The following is a 12,825-nucleotide window of genomic DNA, read 5'->3' on the forward strand; positions in this document are numbered from 1 at the left end:
CACCGCCTTTATTATTATGTTTGGGCTAGAGTACTTGCTGGCCGCCGTGGTATTAACCGGTGTGCTGCAAGTTGTGTTTGGCGCTTTTAAAATGGGCAAATTTATTAGGCTGTTACCTCACCCTGTAATGCTTGGCTTTGTAAATGGCTTAGCTATTGTGATTGGTATGGCGCAATTTGGCCAATTTAAAGAAAACGTTCGCGTAGTTTACGATAAGCAACACGATATGTTTACCTACGCAGGCGATTGGATGCAACTAACCAGCCCAGCTATGCTTACCATGATGGGGCTAATTGCGTTAACCATGGCAATTGTGTATTTTTTACCGCGCTATACTAAAGCAATTCCTGCCCCTCTTGCTGCAATAGCAGTATGTACAGCGCTGGTCACCTTAACGCCACTTGAGTCAAAACTTGTTAGCGATGTTGTGCACACGCAGCGTACTTCAATGATTGAAAAAGAGATCATTACTGAAAACTTTGCAGCTATAAAAAATCAAGTACCTCATGGGCAATACAGCGAAGTGGCGCAAAATATTGCGCTTGAGCGCCCAACCGATGCGCAAATTACGGCTAAATGGCAAGAAAACGAAGCGCAAAAAGTAGCTGAGGGCTTAAAAGAAACCATCGACCCACTTGATGGCAGTTTAAAAGGTGCATTACCGAGTTTTCACTTTCCGCAAATTAGTTGGGATTTAACCAATAGCGACTCGCTCGATGCACTTATTACCGTGCTCATGCTTGCGCTTATTTTGTCATCTGTGGGGCTAATAGAAACCCTTATGACGCTTTCGCTTATTGATGAAATAACACAAACCCGCGGCCAAGGTAATCGTGAGTCGGTAGCGCAAGGCTCGGGCAATATTTTAAGCGGTTTATTTGGTGGCATGTGTGGCTGCGCCATGATTGGCCAAAGCATGGTCTGTTTAAACTCAGGCGGCCGAGGGCGTGCAGCAGGTATTGCTACCGCTTTATTTATGCTGGTATTTATTTTGTTTTTTCCAAGCTTAATTGAAATGATACCGGTGGCATCTTTAATTGGCGTTATGTTTATGGTGGTTATTGCTACGTTTGAGTGGTCATCTTTGCGCTTATTTGGCCGTGTTCCAAAGTCTGAAATATTTATCATTATTGTGGTATCTACCGTTACCGTATTACTCGATTTAGCCGTAGCCGTAGGCATAGGTATTGTTATTTCTGCCTTGGTTTATGCATGGAACTCTGCAAAAGAAATCCGTATTAAATGCAGTGATGAATCGCAAAGCGAAAAAACCTACCAAGTAACGGGTAATCTATTTTTTGGCTCAATAACCTCGTTTAAAGAAGGGTTTAATCCACATAACGACCCACAAAATGTGTGTATAGATTTTGCCAATGCCAGAGTGTGCGACCAATCAGGTATTGAAGCCATACATGGTTTAAGTGAGCGTTATAAAGCATTAGATAAAACGTTGTATTTGCGCCATTTGAGCCCAGAGTCTGCCAAGTTATTACAAAAAGCCGGTGATTTAGTTGAGGTTAACATTGTTGAAGACCCTAAATACCCTGTAGCCAACGACGCTATGGCGTAACACGTCACTTAGATAACTCACTAAAAAAGCTCGGAATTTCCCGAGCTTTTTATTTTTAAGTCAATTGTTTAAATTATTTTAAGCTGGTAAGTTAGGCACGTATATGGACACCCACGCATAAAAGGATGTAACTATGCCACTTGTACAACTTATTCTATTTATTGTTTTTGCTGTGTTAACCACACTTGGTTTAAAAAGAATAACCGTAACTTAATGCTATTTGGCTTCATTGCTATATCGTTCGCCTTTGTGGGGCTCGACTTTTTGATAGGCGAAGATGAAGGGAAGTCAGGCATTAACTAATCAAAAAATTTTAGCTTGAAAATTAAAGGGACTTTAATGCGCTTATACATACTGATTATTTCTTTAGTTATTTTTTTAAGTGGGTGCCAGAGCTATATTGCTTATCAAATAGCTAAGCCTCCGCAGAAAGTTCTCCCTAAAGAATTTGAGAGCTCTATCGCTTTATCTGGAGTACAAACCCATTACTGTAGCAGCGAAGTAGATTGTCTTGATTTTAGGTTTATCTCACCTAAGGATATCGAAAGCTACCTACTCGATGGTAATACACTTTCGTTAAGTTTGATTGTTGAAGGAAGCACTGAAGATGAGGTTTTTGAATACCAACTTACTTCAGATAATTTACCAAACAACCATAATAGCGGGCTTTTAATCATCTTTCCGGGGTATGGCGTAGATAGCTTGATTTACACCATGCAAGCAAGATGGCTTAGCCATGTCACTGGAAAAAATGTGATAGTGATGCCTGCAAGTAATCAATACGAGAAGTTTAGATTTGGCTTAAACTCGCTTGATGTGCTAGTCAATTATGTAAATAAAGAAAACTACACTGATATTTCCTTAATTAGTTACTCAATGGGCGCAATTGCGGGAGTTGAGTTGGCATCTAAGCTGAACATTAGTAAGCATATACTTTATGCCCCAATGATTAATTTTGAGGCCGCACTAAACACAATTGCTAACTTATCACACCCTATTTATAGCAAACTATTAGGCGATGATTATTTAAGCGAAGTCGCGGCTAAGATAATTGAAAAAAGTGAAGTACCTCTAACTAAACTCGATATATTAAATAATCTAAATAAGACCCCGCATGCTAGGCAAACTTACATCTTTTCAAGTAATACAGACAAAGTGAGTCCATATAATAGGTTGCTTACTCTTAACAACTCAAAAGTGAGCATGTATGAGGTAAAAGATTTAAATCACATTGAAATGGTTTCTTTGATTTCCACACAGCAAAGGAATGTGCTCCTTTGCTTGCTTGACGGATAACTTCAACAGTCCTAATAATTGAGAAAAGTATTGCTCGTTTTTTATCCCTAATACGTTATGGTATTTAAATAATAAATATACATAGTAAAGTTAAGGAGCAGCCATGAATACCCCGCAATCAGATCATATCCCGCAAGAAGCCTTTGATTGGTACGACGAATACGCCCACGGTTTAATGGACCGACGTACATTTATGAAAAAACTAGGTGGGTTAGCTGCACTTGGTTTTTCAATGAGCGTACTAACCAGTGCCCTGTTACCTAATTATGCGTTTGCAGAGCAAGTATCATTTAACGATGGTGATATTAAAGCCACCTACGAAGAATTTGATTCGCCAAACGGGCATGGTAAAGGCAAAGGCTACTTAGCAGTACCTAGCAAAATTGAAGGTAAACTGCCGGTTGTATTAGTTATTCATGAAAACCGTGGTTTAAACCCATATATTAAAGATGTAGCAAGGCGCTTAGCCAAAAAAGGCTTTATTGCCTTTGCACCCGACGCACTCTTTGCGCTTGGTGGCTACCCGGGCAATGACGATGAAGGCCGCGCCATGCAAAAAACCATGGACAGAGCTAAAATTCAAAACGATTTTGTAGCTGGAGCTCACTTTTTAAAAAATCATTCTAATAGTAACGGCAAACTCGGCGCTGTAGGCTTTTGTTTTGGTGGTTATATTGTTAATTACTTAGCGGCGGNCCTGCCAGTGAGTCACTGCACAAAAATATTAAAGCGCCTTTAATGATTCAATTAGGTGAGCTTGATAAACGCGTTAACGCTACATGGCCTGATTATGAAAAAAGCTTAAAAGCTAACAATGTTGAGTACACTATGCACATGTACGAAGGCGCTAATCATGGTTTTCATAACGACTCTACTGGGCGTTATGATGAGCAAAAAGCAGAACTTGCTTGGCAGCGTACCTTAGCGTTTTTTAATGAAAAACTAAGTTAATAATAAGGTAATGCCACCAGCTTAAAATGGGTGGCATTTTTTAAGTTAATTGAGCTCTGTAATGTGTAAAAGCTCACCAGATGGTCCCCATAAATAAATCACTTTACCCCACGGCTCTTGTTTTATCCCTTCAAAGCGAATATCAAAGTGAGTTAACTTACTAATAGTGTTAAAGGCTTCGTATATATTTAATACACACACTTGCAGCATTAAATTTTCAGCAAATTCTTGGTTGTAGTAACGATTAATACCAATCGACTTAAATATTTAATCATTCTAGCGTGCTAAATAGAGCGCTAACAGCGTTATAAATTTCTTATGTAGAACAACTACATGACGATATTTATGCCTTGTTATCACGCTATTTAACTGTCGCTATAAATGCCTAATAACTTAACACGATTGGTATAAAAACAAACTACATTCACCTGATGTTGCTATGCTTAAATCAGCTGATGCAGGCTCAATAGTAAAGCCAAGCGCCTGATAAAAGTCGCACGATTGCTGATAATTTTTACACGGCACAAACACTCTAATATCATCAACTTGCATTATCAGTCCTTCATTAGCCAAGCACGCTTTTATCAATAATCCCTTTTGCAATAAGGGCTTTTAAAATACCGGCGCTTTTTTCTCTAAAGGCATCGCGAAGTAAGCGCACCGCCGGAGTGATTGACTGCCTACTTGGGCACACCAACCAAAGCTCTGTAGGCGTGGGTTTAAAGCTTGGCATAACACTTATGACATTACCGGCAAGTAAGTCGTTAGACATATCTAAGCACGATTTAACCGCAAGCCCCTTGCCCGACACACACCAGCGCCTTACTAAATCGCCATCGTTAGCCGCATGGCCACCGTGCAATTTTACTTTAAACTCTTCGCTAGCATCGCTAAATACCCATACATCTTTAATTATATCTTGCAGTTGATAAAACAGCCCTTTATGTTCTGTTAAATCATGAGGATGAGCAGGCGTGCCATGTGTATCAAGGTAGCTTTGTGCTGCGCATAAAATACGCGGTACGTCGCAAATTTTAAAACCGTACATGCTGGCATCGTTAGGTTTACCATAACGCAGTGCAATGTCGACCGAGTCACGATAAAAGTCGATATTACTGTCGCTAATATTGGCGCGCAAGCTGAGCTGAGTGTGGGTTTGCATGAACTCGTCAAGCCAGGGGATCACAATGTTGCGCCCTAAATCAGAAGAAAGTGCAATACGCAGCTCGCCATCAATTATGTCGTCATCGCTTTTAAGTGTATTTTTGGCTTGTTCAAGCATTGCCAATGCTTGTTGGCATTGCGGAATGTAACGCTCGCCGGCTGCAGAAAGCCTTAAATGGCGAGTGGTGCGTATAAATAGTTCAAAACCTAAAGCCTGCTCTACCCTTTTAACAGCAGCACTTGCTGTGGCGGTGCGCATATCTAAATTTGATGCTGCAGCAGTAATACTTTTAAACTCTGCCACTTTTAAAATTACCTGTAAGTCTTCTAAAAGCATTGTGTATTAATCCATTGTCAACTTAATAATTTAATTATTATTTTTGGCAAAATTAAGCGCTTTAGGTTTGCTTACAGTGTATTGAGCAATCAAAAAGTGATTTATTGTCTATTTATATTTGACAATGCTTATCTATTGCGCGGTTTATCAATATAAAGGCAAATATTACACTGTACCCAACAGCTAGTCACTAACCACTATTTATTAAATTAGGACAATCTTTAGGGCGTTTATTAGTAAACCCAGCTTTTGGGCAGTAATAGTATGTTTAAAAAACAAATTTGTTTAAAGCAATCGCTCGCTTTTTCAATTAACTAATATTATTTGATAAAGATTCAATCATTACCCTGTTTATCGCGTAAAAATTCTCACCTATTATTCACCTCAACGAAAGCGAAGTCATTTAGGCTATTTAAATCGCTTTACTCTATTTTTTAGCATAACGGGTATCACAGTATGAAACGATTAAAAACCACCTTAGCAATAGCAACCCTGTCATTAGCCGCAAGTGCTTTTTCAAGCGCCTATGCAGCAGACGTTGGCCCCCTTGAAACGGTGACTACTTTTAATAAATATCGCGGCGCAGGTATAACTATAACACCTGCAGGGCGAATGATTGTAAGCATGCACCCGCTTGATGCACCAAAAACGCGAGTAGTTGAAATTATGGCAAACGGTGCTCAACAACCTTTCCCTAACGAAGATTGGGCTGACGGCCCCGAGCTTGGCAAAGTAGGCCTTGCAGCCGTAATTGGCATACATAGCGACAGCAAAGGTGTGGTGTGGATTTTAGACATGGGCAGCGAACAAGTAGCTCCAAAACTAATTGCTTGGGACAGCGTTGCCAACACCTTAGTTAATACCATTGAATTAAATAAAGACGCTGTACTTGATAACTCGTTTTTACAAGACTTTGTTATTGATGAACGTAACGACAAAATTTACATTGCCGATATGTCTTTTGGTAACTTTATGGGCGCCACTAAACCTGCGTTTATTGTTGTTGATTTAAAAACCGGCGAATCAACGCGTGTACTTGAGGGCAATGCTAAGCTAATGCCAGAGGAGCGCGATATTGTCATAGAAGCCTCTCCTGTTGCGTCTAAATCAGCAAAAGGTGAAACAACAAACCTACGTTTTGGTTTAAACCCAATTACCATTGATGATAAAAACGAATGGGTATACTTTGGCGCATTTACAGGCACAAGTGTTTACCGTATTCCGGCAAAAACGCTCGCTGATAGCACGTATTCAGATGCTAAAAAAGCAAAAAGCATTGAAGTGTTTGGCCCTAAAAACCCAAGCGATGGCATGACCTACGCGCCAGGTGGCGGTATTTTAGTAACCGACCTTGAAAACAATGCCATTGGCTTAACGACTAAAGGCCACTACGAAATAATTGTTCAAGACAAACGATTATCATGGCCTGATAGCCTAGCAGTGAGCAATGGTTGGATTTATGTAACACAAGATCAGCTCCACCAGCACCCTGCATTTAGCCAAGGCTTTGGTAATGCAAAACCACCTTACGTATTAACGCGTTTTCGCTTTAATCAAAAATAATTAAATATTTTTATAAGCCAGCCATCCCCGCTGGCTTTTTAGGAGTTAAGTTATGCTACTCGACACCCCTATTTGCGACTTTGGCTGGCAAGCGCCCAACTTTACGTTAAAAACCCCGCAAGGCGAGCTTTTTACCTTAGCCGACAACCTAGGCGAAAATGCCTTGTTAATCATGTTTATTTGTAACCATTGCCCTTATGTGCAACGTATTGCAAGGCGCTTAAGCGAAGATACCGCGTTATTAATAAACGAAGGTATAAATGTGTTAGCTATTATGTCGAACGACTATAAAAGCGTCCCTGCTGACTCCCCAGCTAATATGGAAAAATTTGCTAAGCAGCACGGCTTTTTGTTTCCCTACCTTGTTGATGAAAACCAAGGCGTAGGCAAACAGTATGGCGCGGTTTGCACGCCTGATTTTTTTGGTTTCAATAAACATGGGGCACTGCAATACCGTGGCCGCTTAGACGATGCAAAAATGAATAACGATGCACATCGCACTCCTGAGTTGGTTAATGCCATGCGCCAAATTGCGGCCACAGGCAAAGGTCCTGAGCAGCAAACACCCAGCATGGGCTGCTCTATAAAATGGAGTAATTCATTATGAGTACAGTACATTTAAAATTGGGCGTAACCGATTTATCGTTTCACCATGTAACGGCCTCTTTAGTGAGCCATGTTTTAACTGATATGGGCTTTACCGTTGAGCGTATTTATGCGCCGCATCAAGATAACTTTAAAAACCTTAAATCTGGTAAAGTAGATTTACTCGCCTCAGCATGGCTGCCTTCAAGCCACGGTGTTTATAAAGCCGATGTTGAACAAGTTATGCCACTCGTTGAGCTTGGCTTACATTATGAGCCTTATGCACACTGGGGCGTACCAGATTACGTACCGCAAAGTGCAGTAAACGAAATTAGTGATTTGCTAAAGCCAGATGTGCTTTCAAAAATGCAAAAAACAATTCAGGGCATTAATGCCGGTGCTGGTATTACCCGTTTTTCTATTAATATGATGAAAGAATATGGGCTGACGAGCGCAGGGTATGAGTTTTTAACCGGCACAGAGCATGACTGTTTTAGCGCGTTTGAAAACGCCGTCGCCACCCAAACCTGGTGCGTAGTGCCGTTATGGAAGCCACAATTTTTGCATTACAAGCACACAATACGTGAGCTTAAAGAACCACAAGGGTTACTTGGCGTTGTTGATAGAGCTGTTTTACTCCTACGTGAAGATAAACAAGCGCTGTTTAACCAAGCACAGTTAAACACCCTTGATAAATTACGCTTTTCAAATGAGATCATTGCCGAGCTTGACTATAAAGTATGCAAAAACTTACAACCCCTCGATGACGTAACGCGTAATTGGCTTAATAACAATCCAATTAAAAAGTAATTTGTGCTTTGTTTTTTTTAAAAAGGCTCAATATAGACACTACTTGGCTAAAATAGCCACTTAACGGAGATAACCATGACCCATCCAATTATTAATGATTTAGAAAAACGTTATACAACTAAACGCTACACAACCATGCGTATTCCTCAAGATGATCTAGATGTAATTTACGAAGCTATGCGTCTTTCTCCTTCATCTATTAACTCGCAGCCGTGGAAATTTATTGTTATTGAGTCAGACGAAGCTAAAGAGCGTATGCACTCTACGTTTGCTAATAAATTTCAATTTAATCAGCCGCATATTAAAACTGCATCGCACGTTATTTTATTTGCTTACAACCCTAAATATAAACGTGATGACTACGCACAAGTCATTGATGCAGACATTAAAAATGGCCGTACTCAAAGTGAAAACCGCGAACAAGCGTTTGGCGCGTTTGCTTTTGTTGACATGAATACCGATGAGCAAGGCAACAATGCAATGTGGACCAAAGCGCAAACTTACATTGCCCTGGGCAACACAATGCACGCCGCAGCACGCTTAGGCGTTGATTCAACACCTATGGAAGGTGTAGATGCACAGCTTATTGGTGAAGTGTTTGAACAAGAGCTCGATGGCTATATTTGTGATGTAGCGTTGGTACTTGGCTACCACGATGACAGTGAAGATTATAACGCTAAGTTACCTAAATCTCGCTTAGCAAAAGAGCAAGTTATACAGGTTTTATAAAAACCTATTAAAAAAGCTTAGTGCTAATGAGTGCTAAGCTTTTATATTCATTTTATTTTTTAGCAATAGCTTGCAGTACCGACGCTAAACCCGTGTGGTATGTGCCTTCAAACACTTCTCGCTTTAGCTCTTCTAAATGTACAAAGCTAAGCTCGGCTAAGTCATCTTGTAAATCGCTTTTTGAGGTTTTAGTATCGACACTTGGGCCGCCTCCGGTATTATAATTTACTTGCTCAGGCGTATAAGCCTCAAGTAAAAACACCCCACCTGGCTTTAAACCTTTAACAGCGCGCTTATATACCGCTGAACGCACGGCACTTGGTAAAGGGCAATAAATAGACACTACCGCATCCCATTTTTCTTTTCCAAAATCAAACTTCGCTAAATCGGCGTGTACTAGCTCAATGTTTACGCTGTGCTCTTTGGCAAGCTTTGCCGCTTTTTCAAGCCCTACTTTTGAGCCATCAACCGCGGTAACGCTGTAACCCATTTTTGCCAAAAAAACCGCATTTCGCCCCTCACCTTCGGCTAAGCTAATAACATTACCTTTAGGTAATTGCTTATAGTGCTCGGCTAAAAAATCGTTTGGCTGTTTGCCATAAGCGTATTGCTGAGTGTTATACCTTTCATCCCACATAATAGCTCCTGGTATTATTTTGCGTATTCATAGCGTTGAATAAGCCTGCTTAATAATTCCACTAATAATATGTAGTGTAAATAGGTAACTAATTTTTTAATGTTGTTAATATACTACTCAGCCATGCTCACGCACACTGCTAAGTGCTGGATTAAAAGGGGTGATTTTCAGAGCTAAATAAAAAAAGCCAGTGACGAGGTCACCGGCCAAAAGAAGGCAATACGAAGGGAGTCGTACTGGCTGTTAAAACTTTTTCAGTATTCGCTATCTTAATAACGGCACATGAGATTCTAATGCCTGATAGTTCATCCATTGGTTTAATTGCTCTGGCCAGGTAATGGTTGGCTCACAATATAAACCACGTAATATAGAAAAATAAATAGCGCTATCAAGCAAGCTTAATGACGTTTTACCATTATTAATATTGAGCTGTTTTTCGGTGCCAATTAAAAATTCATTTACTTGTAAAATGATCTCAGGAGTTGATGCTATTAGGTTTACAAAGTTAAGCTCTGTCGATTGCTTGTTATCTTCCCACGCTATGCGGCTAGATTCTGTTTTAAACTCTTTTAAATCCAGTAATGGCCAGCGCGGCAAACCAATTTGCAATAAAGGCGCAAACGAGCCACCTTGCCACTCAATAGCCCCTTGCGTTGGCTTGTTTGATTCGCTAGATCCAGCAAGTTTAATAAACAGGCTAATAATTTCGTTACTTTCACTCATAATAGTGCCGTCATCCATTTCAAGAATAGGTACCATTTTTTTACCAATTAGTTTTGTTGGTGTTTCAGTGTCGTCGTAATCAAGTACAACGTCATCAAGCTTAATGCCTAATTTACCTGCTACATATTTAACACACGCACAAAAAGGACAATGAGAGTAACTGTATAGTTTCATAATTAATTAAAGCCTAAAGCGGGTTAAGTACCTATGCCCGTAAGATACCCAAATAGTCAGCGCAGAAAACCGCATTTAGGTTGAAACTTTATCTTGTAAAAATTGATAATCACGCTTTAAAAAGTAAATAAAATAAAAAAACACGCCATAAAGGCGTGCTTAATTTACACATTATAGTTAGCGCCCTATTACGCCCTCAGCTAAAGGTTTAAATCTAAATATGTAATAAGGTGCTTTATTTTGAGCATTGCCGTTATTAAGTTGTGCCGAAAGCGGCAATTGTGCAGCGCCGGTGTACATGTAACCCTCAGGTCCAATGCTTACACCATCTGGCCAAATCATGTTTTTATCGTACGTGTAATCACGGTACGTACGTGTTTTAGCATCAATAACGCCCACAGTACGCTCACCCACTATGGTTAAATATAAATTATCATCAGCATCAATACTTAAACCACCGTTTACTGGTTTTTGTGCGTATTGCTCTACTCGTTCGCCTAGTTGTTTATCGGTTAATTGCTCGTTAGCAATGTCGGCCATTTTAATACGGTAAACATACTTTTTATTAAGCGGAGCAAAGTAAAGCCATTGCTGCGCGTTATCAAGCACAATGCCATCGGCACCAATAAAGGCATTTAGCTGCTTTTGGTTATCAGTCCCTTCATCAATCATTATTGGCATTGTATAATCGGGTAATGCACTTTCGTGACCTTGCAATACTCGCCGGCTCTTACCTGTTTTAGTATTAACGATAATAAGGGCTGCTTGCTTGCCATTTCCGCCATCCGCAATACCTTCATCAGCAATCACTAATGTATTGTATTTGCTCGATATAGCTAAATCATTAAGTTGAGATTGAGCAACCGATATAGGGCTAGGTAAGTAAATAATTTTATTAAGCTTATTGTTTAGCGCATCCCATGCTATCAGCTTTGGCGTAATACGCGGCTGCGCCTGACCTGAGTCGAGTATCCAGACATTACCTCTGTCATCAGCCCTTACCCCTAATACCCAATTTAAATAGTTAGCGGGATTTTTTAAGCTGCCATCACTTTTATAAGGGGTTTGCATTTGCGCATTAGGAAATGGCACCACATCACCACTTTTTAAAAGCTCCCCCACTTTTACTTTTGGGTTATAAAAAGGGTGATAACTAAAAATAAAGCGCTTGTTTTGTGTATACGTAATACCGCCCACAGCACCGTCGGTTTGTGCGTAAACCTCAGCGGGTACCGTGTCATTTGCAAAAGCCGAGGCACTTATTAGCAAGGCTATAGCGCTTAGCCCTAATTTAGATTTATTTAAAAACATAATTTGCCCTACTTTTGCTTAATGTAATTAGCTGTGCCGTCTATCCAGTCTTGTCGAGCTGGGGCAAAAAAATCAATATCTACCGTATCTTGGGTAAAGTGAAATTCGTGCGGTACATTGGCCGGTATCACCATCATGTCACCCGCTTTCATAAGGTATTGTTTACCGCCAGAAAACACTTTAGCTTCGCCTGACATGATCCACGTTACTTGTTCATTAGGGTGTTTATGAAGCGGTACTTTGCCGCCTTTTTTAGCCACCCATTTTACAAACGTTGATTGCGTACCATGAAAATATTGGCGTGTTAAATATGGGCCCATTTGCTCTTTGGGTTGGCTGTCAAGATTAAGTAAAAAAGGGGCGTTGGTAATGTGCTGATTATAACTATCCATTATGCCCATTTGGGGTGCAGGCGTTATTTGCTGTTCAAGTTTACTTTGCGCTGCCCATACGCCACTGCTTGTTAAAGCAGTTGCTAATAAAAGCGTGTTAATTTTCATAGTTTCACCTAAATAATAAACTGTGTGCGGCTGCACTGACTATTTAGGTAAAGTTTACAGGCTGAGGATTTTTGAAAAAGCCGCCTAGGCAAGAAACATTTTCAAATAAAAACGAGTAATTAATTACTTATTACAAAATAAAAAACCCAGCAATAAAGCTGGGTTTTACTTAGGTAATGCTTAAAAACGCTTAACTGACCTTTAATTCTTGCATTTGTATGTACTGTACTAAGTCTTCAATCGTTACCACTGTCATGCTGTGTTTATTAGCATAATCACTTACCTGTGGTAAACGCGCCATGGTGCCATCAGGATTAGTGAGTTCACAAATAACCCCAAACGGTTTTAAACCAGCCAGCTGCATTAAATCAACAGATGCCTCGGTGTGGCCGCGGCGAACTAAAACCCCACCTGTTTGTGCTTTTAAGCCAAATACATGGCCTGGGCGCGATAAATCACTGGGTTTGGCGCTATC

At 40.2% G+C, this 12,825-nt stretch carries 14 protein-coding genes and 1 pseudogene; 7 read left to right on the forward strand and 8 right to left on the reverse strand.

Annotated elements, in window-relative coordinates; genetic code table 11:
• From L650_RS0120850 to L650_RS0120865, 3 genes and pseudogenes are all read left to right on the forward strand, one after another.
• A partial coding sequence (locus tag L650_RS0120850; protein ID WP_029774280.1) for a SulP family inorganic anion transporter occupies nucleotides 1-1,570 on the forward strand: 1,570 nt, incomplete at its 5' end.
• 339 nt (nucleotides 1,571-1,909) lie between these two features.
• On the forward strand, nucleotides 1,910-2,866 hold the full coding sequence (locus L650_RS0120860; RefSeq protein WP_029774281.1) for a hypothetical protein: 957 nt from the start codon (nucleotides 1,910-1,912) through the stop codon (nucleotides 2,864-2,866).
• Between the two features lie 103 nt (nucleotides 2,867-2,969).
• Nucleotides 2,970-3,817: pseudogene (locus tag L650_RS0120865) on the forward strand (dienelactone hydrolase family protein).
• Between the two features lie 45 nt (nucleotides 3,818-3,862).
• On the opposite strand, the gene L650_RS0120870 reads toward L650_RS0120865, so the two are convergent.
• From L650_RS0120870 to L650_RS0120880, 3 genes are all read right to left on the reverse strand, one after another.
• Nucleotides 3,863-4,027 (reverse strand): hypothetical protein, encoded by a 165-nt coding sequence (locus L650_RS0120870; protein WP_223230616.1) that lies wholly within the window; start codon nucleotides 4,025-4,027, stop codon nucleotides 3,863-3,865.
• A 183-nt stretch (nucleotides 4,028-4,210) separates the two neighbouring features.
• On the reverse strand, nucleotides 4,211-4,369 hold the full coding sequence (locus L650_RS0120875; RefSeq protein WP_004589679.1) for a hypothetical protein: 159 nt from the start codon (nucleotides 4,367-4,369) through the stop codon (nucleotides 4,211-4,213).
• Nucleotides 4,370-4,382: 13 nt separating this feature from the next.
• Nucleotides 4,383-5,318 (reverse strand): LysR family transcriptional regulator, encoded by a 936-nt coding sequence (locus L650_RS0120880; protein WP_029774282.1) that lies wholly within the window; start codon nucleotides 5,316-5,318, stop codon nucleotides 4,383-4,385.
• A 456-nt stretch (nucleotides 5,319-5,774) separates the two neighbouring features.
• Here L650_RS0120880 and L650_RS0120885 point away from each other — a divergent pair, with 456 nt between their 5' ends.
• The 4 genes from L650_RS0120885 to L650_RS0120900 all read left to right on the forward strand — a co-directional run bounded on the left by L650_RS0120885 (nucleotide 5,775) and on the right by L650_RS0120900 (nucleotide 9,005).
• Nucleotides 5,775-6,881, forward strand: coding sequence for an L-dopachrome tautomerase-related protein (locus tag L650_RS0120885; RefSeq protein WP_029774283.1), 1,107 nt, complete (start codon nucleotides 5,775-5,777; stop codon nucleotides 6,879-6,881).
• Nucleotides 6,882-6,933: 52 nt separating this feature from the next.
• Complete coding sequence (locus L650_RS0120890; RefSeq protein WP_029774284.1) at nucleotides 6,934-7,488, forward strand: thioredoxin family protein; 555 nt, start codon at nucleotides 6,934-6,936, stop codon at nucleotides 7,486-7,488.
• Nucleotides 7,485-8,276 (forward strand): glycine betaine ABC transporter substrate-binding protein, encoded by a 792-nt coding sequence (locus L650_RS0120895; RefSeq protein ID WP_029774285.1) that lies wholly within the window; start codon nucleotides 7,485-7,487, stop codon nucleotides 8,274-8,276. The genes L650_RS0120890 and L650_RS0120895 overlap by 4 nt, the downstream gene beginning before the upstream one ends.
• 75 nt (nucleotides 8,277-8,351) lie before the next feature.
• The gene (locus tag L650_RS0120900) at nucleotides 8,352-9,005 is read left to right on the forward strand and encodes a nitroreductase family protein (RefSeq protein ID WP_029774286.1); all 654 of its coding nucleotides are present in this window, start codon (nucleotides 8,352-8,354) and stop codon (nucleotides 9,003-9,005) included.
• Nucleotides 9,006-9,057: 52 nt separating this feature from the next.
• Here the strand turns inward: L650_RS0120900 and L650_RS0120905 are convergent, their stop codons facing one another.
• The 5 genes from L650_RS0120905 to L650_RS0120925 form a co-directional block, all read right to left on the reverse strand.
• Nucleotides 9,058-9,642, reverse strand: coding sequence for a class I SAM-dependent methyltransferase (locus L650_RS0120905; RefSeq protein WP_029774287.1), 585 nt, complete (start codon nucleotides 9,640-9,642; stop codon nucleotides 9,058-9,060).
• A gap of 264 nt (nucleotides 9,643-9,906) precedes the next feature.
• Nucleotides 9,907-10,539: a glutaredoxin 2 gene (gene grxB, locus L650_RS0120910; protein WP_029774288.1), complete on the reverse strand. Its 633-nt coding sequence runs from the start codon at nucleotides 10,537-10,539 to the stop codon at nucleotides 9,907-9,909.
• Nucleotides 10,540-10,716: 177 nt separating this feature from the next.
• A complete protein-coding gene (locus L650_RS0120915) occupies nucleotides 10,717-11,850 on the reverse strand; it encodes an L-dopachrome tautomerase-related protein (protein ID WP_029774289.1) in 1,134 nt (377 codons plus the stop codon).
• Nucleotides 11,851-11,858: 8 nt separating this feature from the next.
• A complete protein-coding gene (locus tag L650_RS0120920; RefSeq protein ID WP_029774290.1) occupies nucleotides 11,859-12,350 on the reverse strand; it encodes a cupin domain-containing protein in 492 nt (163 codons plus the stop codon).
• A 190-nt stretch (nucleotides 12,351-12,540) separates the two neighbouring features.
• The coding region (locus L650_RS0120925; RefSeq protein ID WP_029774291.1) for a 3,4-dihydroxy-2-butanone-4-phosphate synthase at nucleotides 12,541-12,825 on the reverse strand (285 nt) is incomplete at its 5' end.

The sequence above is a fragment of the Pseudoalteromonas sp. TB51 genome (genome assembly GCF_000498055.1).
Lineage (GTDB): Bacteria > Pseudomonadota > Gammaproteobacteria > Enterobacterales > Alteromonadaceae > Pseudoalteromonas > Pseudoalteromonas atlantica.

Bases quoted from the DNA above. Each gene is read 5' to 3' on its own strand.
- L650_RS0120870 (WP_223230616.1), bottom strand. From the start codon at position 4,027: ATGCTGCAAGTGTGTGTATTAAATATATACGAAGCCTTTAACACTATT.
- L650_RS0120875 (WP_004589679.1), bottom strand. From the start codon at position 4,369: ATGCAAGTTGATGATATTAGAGTGTTTGTGCCGTGTAAAAATTATCAG.
- grxB (WP_029774288.1), bottom strand. From the start codon at position 10,539: ATGAAACTATACAGTTACTCTCATTGTCCTTTTTGTGCGTGTGTTAAA.
- L650_RS0120915 (WP_029774289.1), bottom strand. From the start codon at position 11,850: ATGTTTTTAAATAAATCTAAATTAGGGCTAAGCGCTATAGCCTTGCTA.
- L650_RS0120880 (WP_029774282.1), bottom strand. From the start codon at position 5,318: ATGCTTTTAGAAGACTTACAGGTAATTTTAAAAGTGGCAGAGTTTAAA.
- L650_RS0120895 (WP_029774285.1), top strand. From the start codon at position 7,485: ATGAGTACAGTACATTTAAAATTGGGCGTAACCGATTTATCGTTTCAC.
- L650_RS0120885 (WP_029774283.1), top strand. From the start codon at position 5,775: ATGAAACGATTAAAAACCACCTTAGCAATAGCAACCCTGTCATTAGCC.
- L650_RS0120920 (WP_029774290.1), bottom strand. From the start codon at position 12,350: ATGAAAATTAACACGCTTTTATTAGCAACTGCTTTAACAAGCAGTGGC.
- L650_RS0120905 (WP_029774287.1), bottom strand. From the start codon at position 9,642: ATGTGGGATGAAAGGTATAACACTCAGCAATACGCTTATGGCAAACAG.
- L650_RS0120890 (WP_029774284.1), top strand. From the start codon at position 6,934: ATGCTACTCGACACCCCTATTTGCGACTTTGGCTGGCAAGCGCCCAAC.
- L650_RS0120860 (WP_029774281.1), top strand. From the start codon at position 1,910: ATGCGCTTATACATACTGATTATTTCTTTAGTTATTTTTTTAAGTGGG.
- L650_RS0120900 (WP_029774286.1), top strand. From the start codon at position 8,352: ATGACCCATCCAATTATTAATGATTTAGAAAAACGTTATACAACTAAA.